At 68.2% G+C, this 23,029-nt stretch carries 20 protein-coding genes; 14 read left to right on the top strand and 6 right to left on the bottom strand.

All coding sequences use genetic code 11. The features are described from left to right. Window positions 1–104: 104 nt before the first annotated feature. Genes NWE53_RS10100 through NWE53_RS10090 form a run of 3 tightly spaced genes read right to left on the bottom strand, consistent with a single transcriptional unit; the run spans window position 105 to window position 3,376 of the window. Complete coding sequence (locus NWE53_RS10100; RefSeq protein WP_265054176.1) at window positions 105–734, bottom strand: Isoquinoline 1-oxidoreductase subunit; 630 nt, start codon at window positions 732–734, stop codon at window positions 105–107. Further along, window positions 734–2,914 carry a xanthine dehydrogenase family protein molybdopterin-binding subunit gene (locus NWE53_RS10095; protein WP_265054175.1) on the bottom strand — a complete coding sequence of 727 codons (2,181 nt, stop codon included), beginning with the start codon at window positions 2,912–2,914 and terminating at the stop codon, window positions 734–736. Before NWE53_RS10095 ends, NWE53_RS10100 begins: the two co-directional genes overlap by 1 nt. Window positions 2,915–2,917: 3 nt before the next feature. After that, window positions 2,918–3,376 (bottom strand): (2Fe-2S)-binding protein, encoded by a 459-nt coding sequence (locus NWE53_RS10090; protein ID WP_265054174.1) that lies wholly within the window; start codon window positions 3,374–3,376, stop codon window positions 2,918–2,920. Between the two features lie 202 nt (window positions 3,377–3,578). Between NWE53_RS10090 and NWE53_RS10085 the strand changes: the two genes are divergently transcribed. The 5 genes from NWE53_RS10085 (at window position 3,579) to murB (ending at window position 9,304) form a co-directional block, all read left to right on the top strand. Continuing rightward, complete coding sequence (locus NWE53_RS10085; RefSeq protein WP_265054173.1) at window positions 3,579–4,202, top strand: TetR/AcrR family transcriptional regulator; 624 nt, start codon at window positions 3,579–3,581, stop codon at window positions 4,200–4,202. Window positions 4,203–4,552: 350 nt separating this feature from the next. Further along, the gene (locus NWE53_RS10080; RefSeq protein ID WP_265054172.1) at window positions 4,553–5,686 is read left to right on the top strand and encodes an FtsW/RodA/SpoVE family cell cycle protein; all 1,134 of its coding nucleotides are present in this window, start codon (window positions 4,553–4,555) and stop codon (window positions 5,684–5,686) included. Window positions 5,687–5,689: 3 nt separating this feature from the next. Next, window positions 5,690–6,793, top strand: coding sequence for an undecaprenyldiphospho-muramoylpentapeptide beta-N-acetylglucosaminyltransferase (gene murG / locus NWE53_RS10075; RefSeq protein ID WP_265054171.1), 1,104 nt, complete (start codon window positions 5,690–5,692; stop codon window positions 6,791–6,793). Between the two features lie 15 nt (window positions 6,794–6,808). Further along, on the top strand, window positions 6,809–8,212 hold the full coding sequence (murC, locus tag NWE53_RS10070; protein ID WP_265054170.1) for a UDP-N-acetylmuramate--L-alanine ligase: 1,404 nt from the start codon (window positions 6,809–6,811) through the stop codon (window positions 8,210–8,212). 165 nt (window positions 8,213–8,377) lie between these two features. Next, a complete protein-coding gene (gene murB, locus NWE53_RS10065; protein ID WP_265054169.1) occupies window positions 8,378–9,304 on the top strand; it encodes a UDP-N-acetylmuramate dehydrogenase in 927 nt (308 codons plus the stop codon). On the opposite strand, the gene NWE53_RS10060 is transcribed toward murB, so the two are convergent. Continuing rightward, a complete protein-coding gene (locus NWE53_RS10060) occupies window positions 9,279–9,782 on the bottom strand; it encodes a DMT family transporter (protein ID WP_265054168.1) in 504 nt (167 codons plus the stop codon). The two genes, murB and NWE53_RS10060, sit on opposite strands and share 26 nt — an antisense overlap. 83 nt (window positions 9,783–9,865) lie before the next feature. Further along, window positions 9,866–10,168, bottom strand: coding sequence for an EamA family transporter (locus NWE53_RS10055; protein ID WP_265054167.1), 303 nt, complete (start codon window positions 10,166–10,168; stop codon window positions 9,866–9,868). A 117-nt stretch (window positions 10,169–10,285) separates the two neighbouring features. Between NWE53_RS10055 and NWE53_RS10050 the strand changes: the two genes are divergently transcribed. From NWE53_RS10050 to recN, 8 genes are all read left to right on the top strand, one after another. Then, window positions 10,286–10,783: a MarR family winged helix-turn-helix transcriptional regulator gene (locus NWE53_RS10050; protein WP_265054166.1), complete on the top strand. Its 498-nt coding sequence runs from the start codon at window positions 10,286–10,288 to the stop codon at window positions 10,781–10,783. A gap of 290 nt (window positions 10,784–11,073) precedes the next feature. Beyond that, complete coding sequence (locus NWE53_RS10045; RefSeq protein WP_265054165.1) at window positions 11,074–11,988, top strand: D-alanine--D-alanine ligase; 915 nt, start codon at window positions 11,074–11,076, stop codon at window positions 11,986–11,988. A gap of 5 nt (window positions 11,989–11,993) precedes the next feature. Then, window positions 11,994–12,956 carry a cell division protein FtsQ/DivIB gene (locus NWE53_RS10040; RefSeq protein WP_265054164.1) on the top strand — a complete coding sequence of 321 codons (963 nt, stop codon included), beginning with the start codon at window positions 11,994–11,996 and terminating at the stop codon, window positions 12,954–12,956. Next, window positions 12,953–14,284: a cell division protein FtsA gene (gene ftsA / locus NWE53_RS10035; RefSeq protein WP_265054163.1), complete on the top strand. Its 1,332-nt coding sequence runs from the start codon at window positions 12,953–12,955 to the stop codon at window positions 14,282–14,284. The genes NWE53_RS10040 and ftsA overlap by 4 nt, the downstream gene beginning before the upstream one ends. A gap of 154 nt (window positions 14,285–14,438) precedes the next feature. Then, window positions 14,439–16,133, top strand: a complete 1,695-nt coding sequence (ftsZ, locus tag NWE53_RS10030) for a cell division protein FtsZ (RefSeq protein ID WP_265054162.1) — start codon at window positions 14,439–14,441, stop codon at window positions 16,131–16,133. A 294-nt stretch (window positions 16,134–16,427) separates the two neighbouring features. Next, entirely contained in the window at window positions 16,428–17,375 is a 948-nt protein-coding gene (lpxC, locus tag NWE53_RS10025) for a UDP-3-O-acyl-N-acetylglucosamine deacetylase (RefSeq protein WP_265054161.1), read from the top strand. Between the two features lie 167 nt (window positions 17,376–17,542). Continuing rightward, window positions 17,543–18,466, top strand: coding sequence for an outer membrane protein assembly factor BamD (locus tag NWE53_RS10020; RefSeq protein WP_442865001.1), 924 nt, complete (start codon window positions 17,543–17,545; stop codon window positions 18,464–18,466). Between the two features lie 61 nt (window positions 18,467–18,527). Further along, window positions 18,528–20,210: a DNA repair protein RecN gene (gene recN / locus NWE53_RS10015; protein WP_265054160.1), complete on the top strand. Its 1,683-nt coding sequence runs from the start codon at window positions 18,528–18,530 to the stop codon at window positions 20,208–20,210. Window positions 20,211–20,250: 40 nt separating this feature from the next. Here the strand turns inward: recN and NWE53_RS10010 are convergent, their stop codons facing one another. Continuing rightward, the gene (locus tag NWE53_RS10010; RefSeq protein ID WP_265054159.1) at window positions 20,251–20,523 is read right to left on the bottom strand and encodes a hypothetical protein; all 273 of its coding nucleotides are present in this window, start codon (window positions 20,521–20,523) and stop codon (window positions 20,251–20,253) included. Window positions 20,524–20,779: 256 nt separating this feature from the next. Between NWE53_RS10010 and NWE53_RS10005 the strand changes: the two genes are divergently transcribed. Beyond that, a complete protein-coding gene (locus tag NWE53_RS10005) occupies window positions 20,780–22,801 on the top strand; it encodes a DEAD/DEAH box helicase (RefSeq protein WP_265054158.1) in 2,022 nt (673 codons plus the stop codon). Window positions 22,802–23,029 lie beyond the last annotated feature (228 nt).

The following is a 23,029-nucleotide window of genomic DNA, read 5'->3' as shown; positions in this document are numbered from 1 at the left end:
CCCGGGATCCATGCCGGAACTGTTCAGGCATGGATCCCGGATCTCCGCTTCGCTGCGTCCGGGACGACGGCACGGACGTTCAAATCCGGCTGGGCTGATCGGCGTCAGGACGCCGGGCAGGCGGAGCCGCTGTCGGCCCAGGCCTGCATCAGCGCGCCGAACTCGGCCGGGGTGCCCGGAGCCGGTTCGCGGCCCTTGCCGGGCTTCCAGCCCCAGAGCACGAGGCTGTCGGTGGTGACGTGCTTGACCAGGGCAGCGAGGTCGCGGCTGCCGTTGCGGTTCTGGTCCTTCAACTGCTCGCAGATCTGGGCGAGGCTCTTGCCTTCCCAGGCCATGGAGGCCGGTGCCAGCGCCCAATGCTCGTTGCCGGGGATGCGGGCGGGATCGAAGTTCTCCTTGCCGTGGCAGGTCGCGCAATGCAGGCCGGCCGCGCCGTGCCCGTCCTTGCCGCGCACGACGAGGGGCTCGTGCAGCTTGCGCAGATCGCCCTGGCGCGGCCGCTCCGTCGCCGGATGGCAGTTCATGCAACGCGGATGCGTGAGCACCTTGCCCATCTCGTTGAAGACCGCGACCGAGCGGTCGCGCTGATTGGCGATGGACGAGAAGCTCGATGCCGGCCTCAAGGTCGCGCCGCCGGGTTGAGCCTGCCCGGCGTTCTGCGCCAGCGTCAGCGCGCTGCCGGTGACGCAGACCGCAAGCGCGGCGGCGGCAGCGAGGATGAGATTCCTGCTCATCAGACGGTTCCTCCCTGCATCGGCAACTGGCGCGGCCGGCCATGGCCGAGCGCGGCGAGCGCATTGGCGACCGCAGGGCCGATCGGCGGCACGCCGGGCTCGCCGACCCCGCTCGGTTTCTCGGTGGAGGCGATGATCTTCACCTCGACCTCGGGCATCTCGTGGATGCGCAGGGAGCGGTATTCGTGGAAGTTGGTCTGCACCGGCCGGCCCTGGTCGAGCGTTATCTCGCCGTAGAGCGCATGGCCGAGGCCGAAGCCAATGCCGCCTTCCATCTGGGCGCGGATGATGTCGGGGTTGACGGCGACGCCGCAATCCACTGCGCACCAGACCTTGTGCACCTTCGGCTCGCCCTCAGGGCCGATCGAGACCTCGGCGACCTGGGCGACGAAGGAATCGAAGCTCTCGACCACGGCGATGCCGCGCGCGCGGCCATCGAACGGGCCTGCGCCCTTCCAGTTCGCCAGCTCGCCGACCGCCTTCAGGACGCCGGCAGCGCGCGGATGCCTGTCGCCCATCAGGGCGAGCCGGCCCTGCAGCGGGTCCTGCCCCGCCGCCTGCAGCAACTCGTCGATGAAGCATTCGACGGCATAGCCGGTATGGGTGTGGCCGACCGAGCGCCACCACAGCGTGGGCACGCCGACCTTGGGATTGTGCACCTCGCAGTGGAAGTCCGGCACCTCGTAGAAGATCTCGTTGGCGCCCTCGACGGAGGTCGCGTCGATGCCGTTCTTGACGGTCATCGCCTCGAAGGGCGTGCCCAGGAAGAAGGACTGGCCGACCAGCGTGTTCGCCCAGGCCATGACCTTGCCGTCCTTCACCGCCCCTCTGAGACGATGCACGAAGAGCGGCCGGTAGTAGCCGCCTGTGAGGTCGTCCTCGCGGGTCCAGACGATTTTGACCGGGCGGTTCGGGCCGATCGCCTTGGCCACCATGGCGAGCTCGGCGGCGAGATGCTGGCTGACCTGCGCGCGCCGGCCGAAGCTGCCGCCGGCGAGCATGGTCTCGAGGCTCACCTTCTCGGGCGGAAGGCCGAGGATGGTCGCGATGGTCTGGTGTTCGGTGGTCTGGAACTGGCTGCCGAAGCGGGCGAGCGCCCGCTCGCCGTCCCATTCGAGATAGCCGTCGAGCGGCTCCATCGGCGCATGCGCCAGATAGGGGAAGACGAACTCGGCCTCGATCACGCGGTCGGCCTTGGCGAGCGCTGCCTCGGCATCGCCGTGGCTGCCGGCGATGGTGCCGGGTTGCCGAGCGAGCTTGCGGTATTCAGCGATCAGCTCGGCGCTGCCGCGCTTCTCGGCCGCACTGTCGTCCCAGGTGACCTGGAGGACCTCGCGGCCCTTCAGCGCCGGCCACATGCCGTCGGCATAGACCGCGACGCCCGAGCCGATCTGCTTGACGTCGACCACGCCCTTGATCTTGAGCGCCTCCGAGGCGTCGAAGCTCGCGACCTTGCCGCCGAAGCGCGGCGAGCGGGCCACGACGACCGTCAGCATGCCGGGTGCGTGGATGTCGATGGTGAACTGCGCTTTGCCCCGCGCCTTGTCGGCGCTGTCGAGGCGCTTCACCGCGCCTTCCTTGCCGATCAGCTTGTAGGCCGAGGCCGGCTTCAGCGGCGGGTTCTCCGGCACGGGCAGCTTCGCGGCGGCTTCCGCGAACTCGCCGAAAGAGCCCTTCTTGCCGGAGGCATGGGCGATGACGCCGTCGGAGACGGTGATCTCGCCAGCCGGGACCTTCCAGGCATCGGCTGCTGCCTGAACGAGCATGGAACGCGCCGCGGCGCCCGCCTTGCGCATCTGCTCCCAGCTGTTGGCGATGGCAGTCGAGCCGCCGGTGCCCTGCACGCCGAAGAGGAGATTGGCGTAGAGCTTGACGTCGGCCGGGGAATGCTCGGCCCGCATCTGGCTCCAGGCCGCGTCCATCTCCTCGGCGGCGAGAGTGGCGAGGCCGGTGAACGGCCCCTGGCCGAACTCGATGTGCTTGACGAGCACGGTCACGGTCGAGTCGGGCGCGACGCGAATGAAGGCATTGGGCGCGAAGGTGGCGTTGCCGCCCGGCCGGTAGGCCGCGCCGGCTCCGGATTGGGCCTTGGCGCCACGCGGCAGGTGCAGGCCAATGACGAGGGCGCCAGCGCCCGACAGCAGCGCGCGGCGGGAGAGCTTGGGATCATGCGCGGCCATGGCTCAGATCTCCAGCGCGCGGGCGGCGTCATGGATTGCGGCGCGGATGCGGACGTAAGTGGCGCAGCGGCAGATATTGCCGTTCATCGCGAGGTCGATGTCGCGATCGCTCGGCTTGCGGTTTTCCTTGAGCAGGGCGATGGCGCTCATCACCTGGCCGGACTGGCAGTAGCCGCATTGCGGCACGTCGCGTGCGGTCCAGGCGGCCTGGACGGCATCGGCCTCCTTGCCGGCGAGACCTTCGATGGTCGTGATCTCGCTGGTGCCGACCGCCGAGACCGGCGTCACGCATGAGCGCAGCGGCTGCCCGTCGATGAAGACGGTGCAGGCGCCGCATTGGGCGACGCCGCAGCCGAATTTGGTGCCGGTGAGGCCGAGATTGTCGCGGATCGCCCAAAGCAGGGGCGTTTCGTCGTCGATGTCGACGCTATGCGTCGTCCCGTTGACCTTGAGAGAGACCATGGCTGCCTCCGATGCTGGCAAGACGCAGCGCGGCACCATGGTGCGGATCGAGGGCTCGCCCTCGATGGCCCGATCTGACATATCAGATGGCGGGCGATGAATCCGTAGCCCTGGGTCGCGCGACTGGACTAATTAGACGTTTTGAGTCTAATTAGGATGGTCGCGCGCAGTTTGGATTTTGTCAAGACTACCGACGCTGCAAATGCCGGACGAAAGCGAAAGTTCCAGCCCTCTCCCTGTCGACGAGGCGAATGCCCGCGTCGACCAGATCGCCGATGCGGCGCTGCGGCTGTTCGCCCGCTATGGCTACAAGCGCAGCTCGATGGACGACATCGCCAAAGAGGCAGGTCTCGCCAAGGCGACGCTCTACCTCCACTTCAAGGGCAAGGACGACGTCTTCCGGGCGATGCTGGACTTGCTGGCGCGCCGCGTCGAGGCACGTTGCCGTGAGGTGATCGAGAGGAGGGGGCCGTTCCCGGAACGCCTCGCCGCGCTGCTCCAGGCTCATCACGGGCAGGCCTATGCGAGCTTCGGCACCGGCGAGCATCTCGTCGAGCTGAAGGCGGTGATGAACGCCATCGCGACGCGGGAGTTGCAGGCGTTCGAGCAGATCTTCGCCAGCTTCGCGCGCCAGCTGCTTCGGGAAGCGGAAGCCCAGGGCGAGATCGCCCTGAACCGTGGCTCCATCACCATCGAGGACTGGATCGCTGGGCTGATGTTCGCCGCTGCCGGCGCCAAGACGGGCGAGCCGCCGGGTGCCCAGGCCTATGCCGAGCGGCTAGCCGGCATCGCCCGCGTCTTCGCGGCCGCGGTGACGACGGGATAGGCTTCCCGGCTCTGCATGCAACCAAGCGGTCATTCCGGGGCTTCAAGCGAAGAGTCCGGAACCCAGAGCCGACGCATGCGACGAAAGAGCTGGCCAACTTGAGCGCCTTCCCGACGAGCGATATCGGTTCTGGGTTCCGGGCTCAGGCCTTCGGCCCGCCCCGGAATGACGGTGTGGCTCCGTCCTAAAACAGCGGGCTTCGGAGTGCCGTCCGGCAAGCCGGTCGTTCGCCGTGTGCAAGTCCGGCAAACCGCGGCATCGGAATCAATCGGTTAACCATTCATTGACAGAGTGATTCGTCACGCAAGGCGTGGCTTCGGCCGCGCAGAATTTGTCGATGGGATGCCGTCATGGTCTCGCGCGCGGAACCTTCTCTCAGTGGCCGCTGGTGGTGGTCGATCGATCGCCTGATCCTGACCGCGCTCGTCGCGCTGATGGTCTCGGGCGTGGTGCTGCTGATGGCCGGCGGGCCGCCGGTGGCCGAGCGGCTCGGGCTCTCGACCTTCCATTTCGTCAACCGGCAGGCGGCCTATCTCGCGGTCGCGCTGGCGATCTTCCTCGGCGTCTCGCTGATGACGCCACGCCAGGTGCGTCGCGCGGCGCTGCTGATCTATGTCGTCTCGCTCGCGATGGTGGTGGCGACGCTCTATTTCGGCGTCGAGGTGAAGGGCGCCAAGCGCTGGCTGACGCTCGGCCCGCTAGGCTCGGTCCAGCCTTCCGAATTCCTGAAGCCGGCCTTTGTCGTGCTGGCCGCCTGGGCCTTCGCCGAGGGCACGCGCCGGCCGGACCTGCCGGGCACGATCATGGCCCTGCTGCTGCTGCCGGTCACGATCGTGCCACTCGTGCTGCAACCCGATTTCGGCCAGACCATGCTGGTCAGCCTCGTCTGGTGCGGGCTGTTCTTCGTCGCCGGCCTGCATTGGTTCTGGGTGATCGGGCTCGGCGGCATCGGCGCCACCGGCATCCTCGTCGCCTATGAGCTGGTGCCGCACGTCCGCGCCCGCATCGAGCGCTTCATGGACAAGGGCTCGGGCGACACCTTCCAGGTCGACACGGCGCTGGAGAGCTTCGCGCAGGGCGGCTGGCTGGGGAAGGGACCGGGCGAGGGCACGGTCAAGCGCATCCTGCCGGACGCGCATACCGACTTCATCTTCGCCGTCACGGCCGAGGAATTCGGCATCCTCGTCTGCATGCTGCTCGTCGCGCTGTTCGCGGCCATCGTGATCCGGTCGCTCTTCGTGGCGCAGAAGGCGGAGGACCCGTTCATCCGCCTCGCCGTGACGGGGCTCGCTTTGCTCTTCGGCATCCAGGCGGCAATCAACATGATGGTCAACCTGCACATGATGCCGGCCAAGGGCATGACGCTACCGTTCATCTCCTATGGCGGCTCGTCGCTGCTCTCGCTCGCGATCGGCACCGGCTTCCTGCTGGCGCTGACCCGGCGCAGGCCGCGCTCGGTCGATTTCGGCTCCTACGGACGTTGAACGATGGCAGCGGGCAAGCTCGTCATGCTGGCCGCCGGCGGGACCGGCGGCCATCTTTTCCCGGCCGAGGCGCTGAGCCACGCGCTCCATGCCAAGGGCATGCGCGTCGTGCTGATGACCGATACGCGCGCCGCCGAGTTCGCCGGCACCTTCCCGGCCGAAGCGGTGCATGCCGTGCCGGCGGCGACACCGTCCGGCCGCTCGCCCTTCCAGAAGGCCGCGGCGCTGTTCCGCATCGCCAAGGGCACCTTCGCGGCGCGTCGGATCATCGCGCAGGTCAAGCCCGCCGTCGTCGTCGGCTTCGGCGGCTACCCGACCGTGCCGCCGGTGCTCGGCGCCTCGCTTGCCGGGGTCCGCACCCTCATCCATGAGCAGAACGCCGTGATCGGCCGCGCCAACCGCTTCCTCGCCGGCCGTGCCGACGTGATCGCGACGGGCTTCGCCAAGGTGGGTGGTCTCACCGAGGCCCAGCAGGCGAAATGCCGCCATGTCGGCAACCCCGTCCGCCCGGCCGTGATCGAGGCTGCCGGACGTGACTATGACTGGCCGGGCGAGGGCAGGATCCAGCTTCTGGTCTTCGGCGGCAGCCAGGGCGCACGCATCATGGCGGACATCGTGCCGCCGGCGATCCAGCTCCTGACCGATGCGGAGCGAGCGCGGCTGGCGATCGTCCAGCAGGCGCGGGCAGAGGATGACGAACGAGTGCGCGGCATCTACGAGAAGCTCGGCGTGAAGGCGACGATCGCGCCCTTCTTCAAGGACCTGCCGGCGCAGATGGCGGCGGCGCAGCTGGTCATCGCACGCTCGGGTGCCTCGACAGTGGCGGAGCTCACCGTGATCGGCAGGCCGGCCATCCTCGTGCCGCTGCCGGGCTCGCTCGATCAGGACCAGGCCGCCAATGCCGGGTTCCTTCAGGATGCCGGTGGCGCCATCCGCATGATGCAGCCGGACTTCACGCCGCGGCACCTCGCCGCCGAGCTCTCGCAGCTCATCGCGCAGCCGGCGCACTTGACGACGATGGCCGCAAACGCGAAGAGCGCCGGCATCCCCGACGCTGCCGACCGCCTGGCCGATCTCGTGATCGCCACGGCCCATTCTTCGAACTGACAGGATTCACGGACCATGAAGCTGCCGCCGAAGCTCGGCTCCATCCATTTCGTCGGCATCGGCGGCATCGGCATGTCCGGCATCGCCGAGGTGCTGCACAATCTCGGCTACAAGGTGCAGGGCTCGGACGCCTCCGACGGCGCCAACGTCAAGCGCCTTGCGGAAAAGGGCATCACCACCTTCGTCGGCCACAAGGCGGAAAACCTCGGCGAGGCCGAGGTCGTCGTGGTCTCGACCGCGATCAAGCGCGACAATCCCGAGCTTGCCGCCGCGCGCGAGCTGCGCCTGCCCGTGGTGCGCCGGGCGGAGATGCTGGCCGAGCTGATGCGCCTGAAGAGCTGCGTCGCCATCGCCGGCACCCATGGCAAGACGACCACGACCTCGCTGGTCGCGACGCTGCTGGAGAAGGGAGGGCTGGACCCGACCGTCATCAACGGCGGCATCATCAACGCCTACGGCACCAATGCCCGCATGGGCGAGAGCGACTGGATGGTGGTCGAGGCCGACGAATCGGACGGCACCTTCCTGAAGCTGCCGGCCGACGTCGCGATCGTCACCAATATCGATCCGGAGCATCTCGACCATTTCGGCACCTTCGACGCGATCAAGGCCGCGTTCCGGTCCTTCGTCGAGAACCTGCCCTTCTACGGCTTCGCGGTGATGTGCATCGACCACCCGACGGTGCAGGGTCTGGTCGGCCAGATCGAGGACCGCCGCGTCGTCACCTATGGCGAGAACCCGCAGGCCGATTTCCGCCTGATCGACATCGATCTCTCGGGCGGGCAGGCAAAGTTCACGCTTCTTATCCGCGACCGCAAATCGGGCCGCGACGAGGTGATCCGCGATCTCGTCATGCCGATGCCCGGCCATCACAACGCGCTCAACGCCACGGCCGCTATCGCAGTCGCCTACGATCTCGGCATTCCCGTGCCTGTTATCCGCGAGGCGCTGGCCGGCTTCGGCGGCGTCAAGCGCCGCTTCACCAAGACCGGCGAGTGGAACGGCGCGCTGATCTTCGACGATTACGGCCATCACCCCGTGGAGATCGCCGCCGTGCTCAAGGCCGCGCGCGCCTCGACCAAGGGCAAGGTCATCGCCATCGTGCAGCCGCATCGCTACACCCGGCTCTCCAGCCTGTTCGACGATTTCGCGGCCTGCTTCAACGACGCCGACACGGTGATCGTGGCCGACACCTATGCGGCCGGCGAGGCGCCGATCCCGGGCGCCGACCGCGATTCGCTGGTGGCGGGCATCAAGGCGCGCGGCCATCGCCACACGCTGCCGCTGGAAGGGCCCGAGAAGCTCGCCGGCATCGTGGCGGAGCTGGCGGGGCCGGGCGACTACGTCGTCTGCCTCGGCGCCGGCAACATCACGCAATGGGCCTATGCGCTGCCGGGGGAACTCAAGGCACTGGCGTGAATGTGCGCCGCACTCTCCGCCGTCATTCTCGGGCGCAGCGAAGCGTAGACCCGAGAATCTCAGGTAGGAAAAGGCAACGGAAACTCCTTCGGCAAGAGATGCTCGGGTCAAGCCCGAGCATGACGACCTGTTCCGTCCCGGATCATCATGCTCTAAAGCGACGCCATGCCCTTTGCAGACCTCACCTCCGACATCCGCGCCTCGGCTCCCGATCTGCGGGGGCGGCTCCTTGCGAACCAGGACCTTTCCGGTCTGACGTGGTTCCGCGTCGGCGGTGCCGCGCAGATCCTGTTCACGCCGGCCGATGACGAGGACCTGGCCTATCTGCTCTCGAAGCTGCCGGAGGACATTCCGGTCACCGTGGTCGGGCTCGGCTCCAACCTGATCGTGCGCGACGGCGGCATTCCCGGCGTCGTGGTCCGGCTCGGCGGCAAGGGCTTCGGCGAGATCGCGATCGAGTCCGGCGATCGGCTGCGGGCCGGCACGGCAGTGCCGGACGTCAAGGTGGCGCGGGCGGCGGTCGATGCCTCGCTCGATGGGCTTGCCTTCTATCGCGGCATCCCCGGCTCGATCGGCGGGGCGCTGCGCATGAACGCCGGTGCCCATGGCGGCGAGACGACCGATGTGCTGGTCGAGGCGCGTGGCGTCACCCGCAAGGGCGAGATCGTAACGCTGAGCCACGCGCAGATGGGCTTCACCTATCGCAACAGCGCTGAGGCGACCCGCGAGATCATCTTCACCTCGGCGCTCTTCCAGGGGCGGCCGGGCGACAAGGCGGCGATCCAGGCCGAGATGGACCGGGTGACGCAGGCGCGCGAGGCGGCCCAGCCGATCAAGGAGCGCACGGGAGGCTCGACCTTCAAGAATCCCGATGGCGGCAAGGCCTGGAAGCTGATCGATGCTGCCGGCTGCCGTGGCCTGCGCGTCGGCGGGGCGCAGGTCTCGGAGATGCACTGCAACTTCCTGATCAACACCGGCGGCGCGACGGCGGCCGATGTCGAGGGGCTGGGCGAAGAAGTGCGCCGCCGGGTCAAGGACAACTCCGGCTTCGAGCTGCACTGGGAGATCAAGCGGCTCGGGGTTGCGGCGTAATCGTCGCCATCGCGGCGGCCCGGCGCGAGAGTAGCATGCCGGCGATCGTCGAACTCAGGATGATCGCGATGCCGAGGAGCTGGAGCCCGCCAAGCCATTGGCCGAGCAGGACGGCGCCGAGGATGGTCGCGACCGTTGGGCTGAGCAGCCCGAGAAAGGCGACGCTGGCGCCGAGCGTGGTGATGCCCCGGACCCAGAGCCAGTAGGCGAGGGCGGTGCCGATCAGGACGAGATAGCCCAGGCCGAGGCCGTTCAGGGCGGTCGGCATCGGCGGCGGCCCTTCCACCAGCAGCGCCACCGGCAGCAGGATCAGCCCGCCCAGCGTGAGTTGCCAGGCCGCCAGAGCGAGCGGCGAGCCCATCTTGCCCCAGCGTTCGATCAGCACGGTGCCGGTCGCCATCGAGGCGGCGCTGGCGAGGCCGGCGATCAGGCCGACGGCATCGGGCCGGGCATGCGGATCGAGCACCAGCAGGGCCACGCCGACGAGGCCAGCGAGCGCGGCGACGATCTGGCCCCGGCCGGGGCGCCGGCCGAGCAGCGGCCAGGCCAGCAGTCCGACGATCAGCGGCTGGATCGAGCCGACCGTGGCGGCAAGCCCGCCCGGAGGCGCGCGGCACTGACGAAGAGCAGCGCGAAGAACAGCCCGATATTGGCGAGCCCGAGTGCCGCGAGCGGCAGGAGCTTGTCGCGCGGCGGCAGTCCCGGCCCAAGCGCCATCAGCAGAAGGCCGGCCGGCAAGGCGCGGAGAGCTCCGACCAGCAGCGGGTGATCCACGGGCAGCGTCTGGGTGAAGACGATGTAGGTGGAACCCCAGAGGCAGGGCACGAGGATCGTGGTCAGCAGCGTTCTGTTCAGGCTCGGCATGGCGGCCTCCGATGCGCGTGGAGCTTGGCTCCCGACAGCGCCGATGCTAGTTTGATTTGATGTAAGATAATTCGATATCAAATTATCTGATATGAAATTACTTGGCAAGGAGCGGGGATGAGCGAGGAGCGGCCCGGTGGTCAGGGCGGGGCAATGGATTCGATCCTGACGCAGTGGCGGCGGGAGCGTCCCGACCTCGACACCAGCGTTATGGCGGTCTGCGGCGATCTCTGGCGCGCGGCCGACCGGGTGCGCGACGGCGTTTCCGCCAATCTCGTGGCCGACGAGCTCGATCTCGCCGGTTTCGACGTGCTGCTGACTCTGCGGCGGCAGGGCAAGGGGCGGGCGCTCTCACCGTCCGAACTCGCGCAGGACATGATGATCTCGACCTCAGCGATGACGAATCGGCTGGACCGCCTGCAGAAACGCGGGCTGATCGAGCGGCAGGCCGATCCGGCCGACCGCCGGGCGTTGCGCATCGTGCTGACGGAGGCGGGCTTCGCGCTCGCCGACCGAATCGTCGTCTCGCATGTCGCGACGGAGGAGCGGCTGGTCGGCGCCCTTTCGCCGGAGGAGCGGGCGCAACTGCGACGGCTTCTCGCCAAGATCGGCTAGCGGCTGCTGATTCTCTATGGAATCACGCGGTCATCCCGGGCTTGACCCGGAATCCATGCCGGAGCTTTGCCGATCAAGCTTCAGGCATGGATCCCGGCTCTGCGTTTCGCTCCGGCCGGGATGACCCGGATTTTCGTGAATACACAGAGGCCTTCAGGCCTAGCCGTAATGGCCTTCTCAAGGCCGGAGCGTCGGGCCGTCGTCCCTCGTTAACGCCCGGTTCGTCATGGTTAACGCGCTGTTAACCATTGCGGGCAGAGGTTCGGCCATCGCATCGAGCGGGGACCGGCATGAGCAAACACGTCGCAGTGCTGATGGGCGGATGGTCCGTCGAGCGGGAGGTCAGCCTCAATAGCGGCGCGGCCTGCGCGCGAGCGCTGGAGAGCGTCGGCTACCGCGTCACGCGCGTCGACGTGCAGCGGGACATCGCCGAGGTTCTCGCGCGGCTGAAGCCCGACGTCGCCTTCAACGCGCTGCATGGGCGCTTCGGCGAGGACGGCACGATCCAGGGCGTGCTCGAGATCCTGCGGATTCCCTATACCCATTCCGGCGTGCTGGCCTCGGCGCTCGCGATTCGCAAGGACCGGACGAAGACGGTGGTGAAGGCGGCCGGCGTGCCCGTCGCCCATGGCGTCAACGTCTCTCGCTTCGCCGCAGCGAAGCAGCATGTGCTGCCGCCGCCCTATGTGCTCAAGCCGATCGACGAGGGTTCCTCTGTCGGCGTGGTGATCGTGAAGCAGGGCCGGGAGCATCCGCCGCAGGAAATCGCCCGGCCGGACTGGCCCTGTGGCGAAATGCTGCTGGCCGAAACCTTTATCGCCGGCCGCGAGCTGACCTGCGCGGTGATGGGCGAGCGCAGCCTCGGTGTGACGGAAATACAAGCCGCAACCGGTGAGTTTTACGACTACGACGCGAAGTACGCGAAAGGTGGCTCGATCCACATCTGTCCGGCTCAAATTTTACCGAAAATTTACCAGCAGATCGAAGAGTGTGCGTTAACGGCGCATCAAGCAATCGGATGCCGGGGCGTCAGCAGATCTGACTTCCGATACCACGACGAGACCGACACGCTCGTCTGGCTGGAGGTCAATACGCAACCCGGAATGACCGAGACCAGCCTGGTGCCCGAACTGGCTGCCCACGCGGGCCTGAACTTCGGTGAGCTCGTCAAATGGATGGTGGAGGACGCCTCCCTCGATCGGTGAATGCGATGACGGCGAAACCCGTTTCAGTGGCAAGACGCGCGCCGGTGGCGAGACCTGTCTCGCGCCTGCCGGTCCAGCATGCCGGCCCGCAGCTGCTCGTCGGCGAGCGGCAGGGCAAGTGGCTGCGCCGCTCGCGCCGCAGCGCCATCGCCGTGCCGCTGGCGCAGCGCCTGCCGAGCAGCCTCGGCACCTGGCTCGCGATCGGCTTCCTCACCCTGAGCCTGGGCACCGGCTTCGTGATGGGCGGCCACTGGCAGACCATGCAGGACAATTACGGCGAGCCGCGCCACATGCTGGCTCGCGCACTCGGCTTCGGCATCGACCGCGTCACCATCTCGGGCCTCTCGGGGCTCTCGGAGCAGGAGGTGCTGGTCGCGGCCGGCATCGATTCGAAGACGTCGCTGGTGTTCTTCGACGCCGACGAGGCTCGCAAGCAGCTCGAAGCCACGCCGCTGATTCGCGAGGCGACGGTGCGCAAGCTCTATCCGGGCGAGGTCTCGATCGCGCTCACCGAGCGCGAGCCCTTCGCGTTGTGGCAGGTCAAAGGGGAGCTTTTCGTGATCGCGGCCGACGGGACGGTGATCGACAAGATGGATGACGGCCGTTTCGCCTATCTGCCGCTGGTCGTCGGCAAGGACGCCAACAACCGGGCGGGCGAGTATCTCGCGCTGCGCAACCAGGCGGGGCCCTTCGCCCAGCATATCCGCGCGGCGACGCTGATCTCCGGCCGCCGCTGGAACCTCAAGCTCGACAACGGAATGGATGTGCGCCTGCCCGAGACCAAGCCGGAAGCCGCCGTCCAGCGCCTCGTCTCGATGGAGAGCGACTACCGCATCCTCGACAAGGATGTGCTGGCCATCGATCTGCGCCAGCCCGACCGCGTGGTGATGCGCCTCTCCGAGGAGGCCGCCGCCGCCCGGGCCGACCTGCTCAAGAGCAAGGGCAAGAAGAAGGGAGGCGAGGCATGAACCACGTCACCTCCCAGGGTCTGACCCCGCGCATGCGTCCGCTGTCGTCGCGCAAGAGCGCGACCTTGTCGATTCTTGACATCGGCACCAGCAAGGTCGTCTGCCTGATCGCCGAGCTCAACCCGGCCGAGGCCAATGAGCGGCTGCGCGGACGCACCCATGTCGCCCGCATCATCGGCATCGGCCACCAGCGTTCGCTCGGCCTGAAGGGCGGGGCGATCATCGATCTCGAAAGCGCCGAGCGTGCGATTCGTGCCGCGGTCGACGCGGCCGAGCGCATGGCCAAGGTCGAGGTGCAGTCGGTCATCGTGAACCTGACCGGCGGGCGCATCGGCTCCCAGCATTATGCGGCGAGCGTCGACCTGCGCTCCGGCTCGGTCGGCGACGGCGACGTCAAGCGCGTGCTCGCCACCGCCGCGACCCATGCGATCCGGCCGGGCAAGGCCGTGCTCCATGCGCTGCCGACCGGTTACGCGCTGGACGGCGTGCCGGGCGTGCTCGATCCGCGCGGGCTGATCGGCGGCAAGCTCTCCGTCGACATGCATGTCGTCGCCAGCGAGGCGGCAGCGGCGCGCAACGTCATGCTGGCGGTCGAGCGCTGCCATCTCGAGGTCGAGGCCGTGGTGGCGACGCCCTACGCCTCCGGCCTTTCGGTTCTCGTCGACGACGAGGCCGAGATGGGCGTGGTCGTCGTCGATCTCGGCGGCGGCACCACCAGCCTCGGCGTCTTCTCCGGCGGGCACATGGTCCATGCCGACGCGATCGCGGTCGGCGGCAACCACATCACCATGGACGTGGCGCGCGGCCTTTCCACCCGCGTCTCGGCGGCCGAGCGGCTGAAGACGCTGCACGGCTCCTGCATCTCCAGCGCCTCCGACGAGCGCGACATGATCGCGGTGCCGCAGGTCGACGACGACGAGCGCGACATGCCGAACCATCTGGCGAAGTCGCATCTGGTGCGGATCATCAAGCCCCGCGTCGAGGAAATCCTCGAGCTGGTGCGCGACCGGCTGACCAATGCCGGCTTCTCGGCCCAGGCCGGGCGGCGCGTCGTGCTGACCGGCGGCGCCTGCCAGCTCACCGGCCTGCCGGAAGTGGCGCGGCGTGTGCTGGGGGGGCAGGTCCGCACCGGACGCCCCCTCGGGATCAAAGGGTTGCCGGAAGCGGGCAAGGGCCCGGCCTTTTCGGCGGCGGTCGGCCTGCTGGTCTATCCGCAGGTCGCCCATGTCGAGCACTTCGAACCGCGCGCCGCCGGTGCGCGCTATTTCGCAACCGGGACGGACGGCTACTTCTCGCGTGTCGGGCAGTGGCTGAAGGACAGTTTCTAGATCATGGCGCGAAAGGGCGGAGACCAGCCTTTCGCGCGCATATCCGGAATTTGAGTGAGTACCGGCGCGTTCGAAAGGGCGAGCCACGGCGTCAAACGTAGCAATCGGGACGGCTCCCGCCAGGCGCCGGACAAACGGATCAAAAGAGGCAACCATGGCGATGAATCTGCAAGCCCCGGACATCCGGGAACTGAAGCCCCGGATCACCGTCTTCGGCGTCGGTGGCGCCGGTGGCAATGCGGTCAACAACATGATCGAGGCGGGCCTCGATGGCGTCGACTTTGTCGTCGCCAACACCGACGCCCAGGCTCTCGCCCTTTCGCGCGCCTCGCGCATCGTCCAGATGGGTCTTCAGGTCACCGAAGGTCTCGGCGCCGGCTCGCAGCCGGAAGTCGGGCGCGCGGCGGCCGAGGAGGTCATCGACGAGATCCGTGACCATCTGGCGGGCGCCCATATGGTGTTCATCACCGCCGGCATGGGCGGCGGCACCGGCACCGGTGCGGCCCCGGCCATCGCCCGTGTCGCCCGTGACATGGGCATCCTGACCGTCGGCGTCGTCACCAAGCCGTTCCAGTTCGAGGGCCAGCGCCGCATGCGCATGGCGGAGGCCGGCATCGGCGAGCTCAACGAAGCCGTCGACACGCTGATCGTCATCCCCAACCAGAACCTGTTCCGCGTCGCCAACGAGACCACCGGCTTCGCCGATGCCTTCGGCATGGCCGACCAGGTGCTCTATTCGGGCGTCGCCTGCATCACCGACCTGATGGTCCGCCCCGGCCTCATCAACCTCGACTTCGCCGACGTGCGCGCCGTGATGCGCGGCATGGGCAAGGCGATGATGGGCACCGGCGAGGCGCAGGGCGAGAAGCGCGCGCTGACCGCGGCCCAGGCCGCGATCAACAACCCGCTGCTCGACGACGTCTCGATGAAGGGCGCGCGCGGCCTGCTGATCTCGATCACAGGCGGGCGCGACATGAAGCTCTATGAGGTCGACGAGGCTGCCACCCGCATCCGCGAGGAGGTCGATTCCGAGGCCAACATCATCGTCGGCGCGACCTTCGACGAATCGCTCGAGGGCACGGTCCGCGTCTCCGTCGTCGCCACCGGCATCGACAAGCCGATCTCGACGCAGGCCGAGGTCGACGACACCGAGGCCCGCATCGCCCAGGTCGCCGAGCGTCTGAAGCAGGAAGCGCGCCTGCGCAGCACCGCAGCAGCCGCGACCCGCCCGGTCGCCCAGGCCGCGCATGTGCCGGTCATCGAGACCGCCCGCATGGCCCCGATGACGGAGCCCGCCCCGGCGCCGATGGCGCAGGACATCCGGATCGAGCCGGTCCAGCCGCGCCCCGTCATGGCCGCCCCGGCTCCCGAGCCGATCGCCCATGCCGAGCCTAGCCTGCATTTCGACGACAGCTTCATCCCGCCGATGCCGGAGCGCGCGGTGGTCCGCCCGACCCGCATGCCGCGTGTCGAGGATCTTCCGGCCCCCGGCCAGGCCCAGCTCAACGCCCAGCGCGGCGCCCAGCCCGCGCCGGTGCCGCCGAACGCCATCGAGCAGAAGCGCATGTCGCTGATGCAGCGCCTCGCCTCGGTCGGCTTCGGCCGCAAGGAGGATGAGGCCGAGCATGCGCCGGCCCCGGCTCCGGTCCGCCAGGCTCCGCAGGCCCCGATGCCGCAGGCGGCTGCGCCGAGCGCTGCTCATGCCGAGTATATGCGCCGTCCGGCACAGCAGCCGGTCTCGCGTCCTGCGCAGGGCCAGCTCGACCCGCATGGCCGACTCGCACCGACCCGCAGCAGCGAGGAAGATCACCTGGAGATTCCCGCTTTCCTGCGTCGCCAGGCGAACTGAAAGACCGCGCCTTTCACGGCGTTGTAACCGATCCCGTCGCGGCCAGCCGCGGCGGGATTTTTGCGTGTTAGAAAATCGTTATCTTTCAGCGTGTTATTGATCGGGGCCAAAGCTTTCCCGCTGTAACACAGCGAAAGAAAGAGTGATTTTGAGAGGCTGCGGCAAAGACTTATGTTGCAGCCGCATCAAGAGGATTAGCCCATCTGGGTCGCTTGATGCCGAATTTGGATATGTCGCCGCCGACCGTCGCATATGATGCGGCCCCGGTTGCCGCGACCAGGATTGGATAGCGGAATGAACTTCGATCGGCAGACGACCTTGCGCGCAGCCGTGACCCTCGCCGGGATCGGTGTCCATTCCGGGGCGCCCGCGAGCATCTGCCTGAAGCCTTCCAGCGCCAATTCGGGCGTCGTCTTCCTGCGGACGGGCATCGAGGGCATGCCGCCCCAGCTCATCCATGCCAAGCATACCAAGGTCAGCGCCACCGAGCTCTGCACCGTGATCGGCGATCGCGGCCCGGCTTCGGTTTCGACGATCGAGCATCTGATGTCGGCCTGTGCCGGTCTCGGCCTCGACAACGTTCTCGTCGAGATCGACGGGCCGGAAATGCCGATCATGGACGGCAGCGCCACCGCGTTCGTCGCGGCGATCGAGGCGACCGGCATAGTCATGCTCGGCGCCGCGCGCCGCTACCTCAAGGTTCTCCAGCCGGTGCGCATCGAGAACGGCCGCGCCTTCGCCGAGCTGATGCCGGCCGAGCAGGGCTTCCGCCTCGACGTCGAGATCGATTTCGACACCGCCGTCATCGGCCGCCAGCGCAAGATCTTCGATCTCGACGCGAAGGCCTATGCCAGCGAGATCTCGAAGGCCCGCACCTTCGGCTTCATGCGCGATGTCGAGCAGCTCTGGAAGGCGGGCTTCGCGCTCGGTGCGTCGCTCGACAACACCGTCGCGATCGGCGAGGACAAGGTCATCAACCCCGAGGGCCTGCGCTACGGCGACGAGTTCGTGCGCCATAAGGTGCTCGACGCGATCGGCGATCTGGCGCTCGCCGGCTATCCGATCATCGGCGAGTTCCGCTCCTATTGCGGCGGTCACCGCATGAATGTCCGCATCCTGGAAGCGCTCTTCGCCGACCGTGCCAATTTCGCGATCGTCGAATCCCAGCCGGTCTTCGCCGCGCCGCGCGCCGTTCAGATGGCTGCGTCCGCGCCGGCAGCCTACGCGCCGGATCTGCACTGAAAAGTCGCAGGGCGGCGCTTTCTGCCTTTCCTTCGCCAGGTTTTTGTCCCAGATGCCGCAAGGCTGCGGAATCGTGCCCTGACCGGCTTTCGGCAGTGGCGCGGGGGAAGCGTCTGAGGTAAGGCATGCTTCCCGCCGGCAGAGACGATCGAAAGAGGACGGACGACGTGAGCGTGAAGCGGCATAGCCTTCCGGCAATTCATCGTGGCTCCTATCCACGCAAGGGCATCGCCCTGGCGCTGGGCGCCGCCATGCTGCTCGGCGGCTGCGATACGCTGTCCTCGCTCAACCCGTTCGACAAGCCCGAGGTCTACAAGCCGGACCTCACCCCGCCCGAACCGGCCGACAAGCTCTATAACGAGGGCCTTGCGCGCCTGCAGACCGGCGACAGCGAAGGCGCGACCAAGAAGTTCGAAGGCATCGACAAGGCGGAGCCGTTCTCGCCCTACGCCCGCAAGGGCCTGCTGATGACGGCCTACACCAATTTCCAGGCTTCGAAGTGGGAGGAGGCGATCACCGCGTCCAAGCGCTTCATCGCACAGAACCCCGCCAGCCCCGACGCTGCCTATGCGCAGTACATCCTGGCGATGTCCTATTATAACCAGATCCCGGACACGACCCGTGATCAGGAGCGGACGGCTCAGGCGATCCAGGCCTTCGAGCAGCTGATCGCGAATTATCCGAAGTCGGAATACGTGCTGGACGCCAAGGAGAAGCTCCTGGTGGCGCGCGACCAGCTCGCCGGCAAGGAGATGAACGTCGGCCGCTACTATCTGGAGAAGCGCAACTACACCGGCGCGGTGAACCGCTTCCGCGAGATCATCATCAAGTACCAGACGACGCGGCATGTCGAGGAGGCGCTGATGCGCCTGACCGAGGCCTATATGGCGATGGGCATCTCCAACGAAGCCCAGACCGCCGCGGCCGTGCTCGGCCACAACTTCCCGGATAGCCCGTGGTACAAGGACGCCTACAAGCTGCTGCAAAGCGGCGGTCTGGAGCCGCGCGAGGATCGTGGCTCCTATATCAGCCGCGCCTTCCAGGGCTTCTCGCGCACGGTCGGTGGTGTTTTCGGGTTCGGCGGTCTCTGACGGGGCTTGCATGACGGACCCCGGACGACCCTGCCGGCTCCGCAAACCGAGCTGAGCGCCAATGCTGGCGCAGCTCTCCATCCGCGATATCGTCCTGATCGACCGGCTCGATCTCGGCTTCCGTGAGGGCCTCAGCGTCCTCACGGGCGAGACGGGCGCCGGCAAATCGATCCTGCTCGACGGTTTCGCGCTGGCGCTCGGCGGGCGCGGCGACGGTTCGCTCGTGCGCCATGGCGAGGCGCAGGGACAGGTCAGCGCCGTCTTCGACCTGCCGCTCGAGCATGCCGCGCGCAAGCTGGCGCAGGCCCAGGAACTCGACACCGACGGCGATCTGATCCTGCGCCGCGTGCAATATGCCGATGGCCGTACGCGCGCCTTCATCAACGACCAGCCGGTTTCGGTACAGATCCTGCGGATGGTCGGCGCGGCGATCGTCGAGATCCACGGCCAGCATGACGACCGCGCCCTGACCGACCCGGCCCAGCACCGCACCATCCTCGACGGCTTCGGCGGGCTCGAGAAGCAGGCCGAGGCCGTCGCCACGGCCAGCGAGACGCTGAAGCGCGCGCGGCAGGCCCTGCAGGCGCAGCGGATGCGGGTCGAGGCGGCGCGCAAGGAAGCGGATTTCCTGCGCCACGCCGTCGAGGAACTCGGCAAGCTCGCGCCGCAGCCGGGCGAGGAGGATGCGCTCGCCGCAACCCGGCAATCGATGATGCAGGCGGAGAAGGTCGCGCGCGACCTGATCGATGCCCATGAAGCCGTCGGAGGGCAGGCGTCGCCGGTCGCGGGGCTGGCGGCCGTGCTGCGCCGGCTGGAGCGCCGGGCCGGGCAGGCGCCGGAACTGATCGATCCCTCGCTCGCCTCGCTCAACACCGCCATCATCGCGCTCGAGGAGGCGGGCGAGACGCTCGCTGCCGCGATGCGCGCCGCGGAGTACGATCCGCGTGAGCAGGAGCGCATCGAGGAGCGGCTCTTCGCGCTGCGGGCGGCGGGCCGCAAATACGACGTGCCGGTCGATGGGCTGCCCGTCCTTGCCGCCACGATGGCGAGCGATCTCGCCGCGCTCGACGAGAGCGAATCGTCGCTCGCGCGCCTCGAGGCCGAGCTGAACGAGGCGGAGACCGCTTTTCTCGCACACGCGCAGGCGCTGTCGGAGGCCCGCAAGGCGGCTGCGGCGCGGCTCGATGAGGCCGTGAAGGCCGAGCTGCCGCCGCTCAAGCTGGAGCGCGCCCGCTTCATCACCCGGATCGAAAGCGACGAGAGCGCGCGCGGCCCGGAGGGCTTCGACAGGGTCGAGTTCTGGGTCGAGACCAATCCGGGTACGCGGCCGGGGCCGATGATGAAGGTGGCGTCCGGCGGCGAGCTTTCGCGCTTCATGCTGGCGCTCAAGGTGGTGCTGGCCGAGCGCGGCTCCGCGCCGACGCTGGTCTTCGACGAGATCGATACGGGCGTCGGCGGCGCCGTCGCCGATGCGATCGGCGAGCGGCTGGCGCGGCTCGCGGGCCGCGTGCAGGTGATTTCGGTGACGCATGCCCCGCAGGTTGCCGCCAAGGCCGGGCAGCATTTCCTGATCGCCAAATCGGCGGTTGACGACGCGGCTTCCCGCACCGTGACGCGGGTCACGGTGCTGGAGGATCAGGCGCGGCGCGAGGAGATCGCGCGAATGCTCGCCGGCGCCTCGATCACCGAAGAGGCGCGGGCCGCGGCCGGGCGCCTGCTGCAGGCGGCGGGTCTGCGCGGCTGAGGCCGCTTGGTGCGGTCGAGACGGAATCCACTGACCGTCATTATCTTCTGACCGTCATTCCGGGCATCGCGCCAGCGATGAGCCCGGAACCCAGAACCGATGCCCTCGATCGTGAAAACTGCGGGAAAGTTTCCGTTTCATGACGGACAGCATCGGTTCTGGGTTCCGGGCTCGGCCTTTCAGGCCGCCCCGGAATGACGGTGCGAGCAGCTTGGCCGCCGGCATGGATCAACACGTCGAGCGGGGCCTCGAAGATGCCGTCGTGCAGAATCGAGACCTCATAGGCGCCGATGCGGCGTGACTGCTGCTCCATGAACCGTTCTCCGTCAGGCATGATGCTTCGGCGATCAGGGCTGGAAGCTAGTGGGACCGGCGGATGGCCGACAAGGCGCGTCTGGCTTCGTGCGGCTTTGCGTGCCGCGCCGGGCGCCATGCATTCCCTTTTGCCTCGGTTTGCTCTATGAGCCGGTTTCATTCGATGGCGCAGCCTGCCCGTCAGCGCTTCAGCCCATCGTCCACGCTTTCGCGTCGTTCCGCCGACCACGCCGCAACCTCAGGCCCGTTATCGCATGTCCTTCTCCCTCACGAGCCCGCCGCTCGCGCGCGCGCTCGCCGATCGCAACTATTCCGAACCGACGCCGGTGCAGAGCGCTGTGCTGGAGGAGAACGCCCGCGGGCGCGATCTTCTGGTTTCCTCGCAGACAGGCTCCGGCAAGACCATCGCCTATGGCCTCGCCATCGGCGAGACGCTGCTGGGCGACGCCGAAAAGCTCGGCCCCGCCGCCGAGCCGCTGGCGCTGATCATCGCGCCGACGCGTGAGCTTGCGCTCCAGGTGCAGCGCGAACTCGCCTGGCTCTACGCCCAGACCGGGGCGCGGGTGATCTCCTGCGTCGGCGGCATGGACCCGCGCCGCGAGGCGATGCTGCTCGACGAGGGCGCCCATATCGTCGTCGGCACGCCCGGCCGCCTGCGCGACCATATCGAGCGGCGCCGCCTCGATGTCTCCGCGCTGAAGGCGGTCGTGCTCGACGAGGCCGACGAGATGCTCGATCTCGGCTTCCGCGACGATCTCGAATACATCCTGAAGACGACTCCCGAGGGGCGGCGCAGCCTGCTGTTCTCGGCGACCTTCCCTAAGGCCATCGTCCAGCTCGCCCAGAGCTATCAGCGCGATGCGCTGCGCATCGAGGTGGAAGCGACGCGGCGCGGCCATGCCGACATCTCCTACAAGGCCGTGCGCGTCTATCCCAAGGAGGCGGAACTCGCGGTCGTCAACCTGCTGCGCTTCCACAATGCGCCAGTGGCGCTCGTCTTCTGCAACACCCGCAACGCCGTGCGCCATCTCGAGGCGATCCTGCTGGAGCGCGGTTTCACCTCCGTCGCGCTCTCGGGCGAACTCGGCCAGAACGAACGCAACGCCGCGCTGCAGGCGCTGCGCGACGGCCGGGCGCGGGTCTGCGTCGCGACCGATGTCGCGGCGCGCGGCATCGACCTGCCGGGACTCGACCTCGTCATCCATGCCGAATTGCCGAACGATTCCGAGGTGATGCAACACCGTTCGGGCCGCACCGGCCGCGCCGGCAACAAGGGCACGAGCGTGCTGCTGGTGCCGCAGTCGCGCCGGCGCAAGGCCGAGCGCCTCCTGATGGAGGGCAAGGTCGAGGCCGAATGGATCGCCCCGCCGACGGCGGAGGAAATCCGCGTGCTCGACCAGGAGCGCCTGCTATCCGATCCGCTGCTCAGCGGCGACGGCTCCGAGGACGATGCCGGCATGATCGAGGCGCTGATGGCGGGCCGCGAGGCCCGTGACATCGCGGCGGCCCTGGTCCGTCTCTACCGTACCCGGCTGCCAGCGGCGGAAGAGGTCGGCGATCCCGGCTTCGGCCGTGACGAGCGCCGCCCGGTCCGCACGAACGAGGATTACGCTGCCAAGCGCCGTCCGTTCGGACGCGACGAGGGCGAGGAGGGCGAACGCCCGCGCAAGCCGGCCGGCCCGCGCGGCGACACCGTCTGGTTCCGGCTCGACATCGGCCGCAAGCAGGGCGCCGATCCGCGCCAGCTCCTGCCGATGCTGTGCCGCCGCGGCCGGATCACGCGCGACGAGGTCGGCGCCATCCGTATCTTCGACCGCGAGACCAAGGTCGAGATCGATGCCGACGTGGCCGACCGCTTCTACGAATCGGCGAAGGTGCCGGATCGGGACCGGATCACGATCGAGCCGACGACCGAGGCCGAGCGGCGGCCGGCCAAATCTTTTGGCGACAAGGCCGAGCGCCCGGCTGCGCCGCGCAAGAGCTGGGACGGTGCCGAGGCGACGGGCGATGCGCCGCAGCGCCCGCGCTATCAGCCCAAGGACGGCGGAGAGCGCGAGCCGCGCGGCGAGGACCGCAAGCCCTATCGCCCGGAAGGCAGGCCCCAGCGCGACGACGCTCGCCCGCGCCGGGATGATGGCAAGCCCGCCGGTGGCGGCTTCAAGAAGCCGTTCGCTGCGACGGGAAAGCCCTTCGCCGCCAGGCCGGAGCGTACTGAGGGCGGGCGCCCCGCCGGCGGCGGTAAGCCGTTCGGAAAGGGCAAGCCGCGCCGCGGCTGAGCCTCAGCGGCCGGCGTCTGCAACCCGCCTTCTCTTCGCTCTCAGCGCAAGCCGAGGAAGGAGAGAATGGCGAGGACGACGACGATCAGGCCGACGATATAAATGATGTTGTTCATGAAAAACCCCCTGACTGAATGAGCCATCATGCTCGATTTGACAGGGGGTGAACCCCATTTAGGGGCCAAAGGTTCCCGCGACGACGGCAGCGCTCCCGGGGAGCGCCCGATC

The sequence above is a fragment of the Bosea sp. NBC_00550 genome, from assembly GCF_026020075.1.
Lineage (GTDB): Bacteria > Pseudomonadota > Alphaproteobacteria > Rhizobiales > Beijerinckiaceae > Allobosea.
This window is presented reverse-complemented; position numbering and strand designations above follow the sequence as displayed.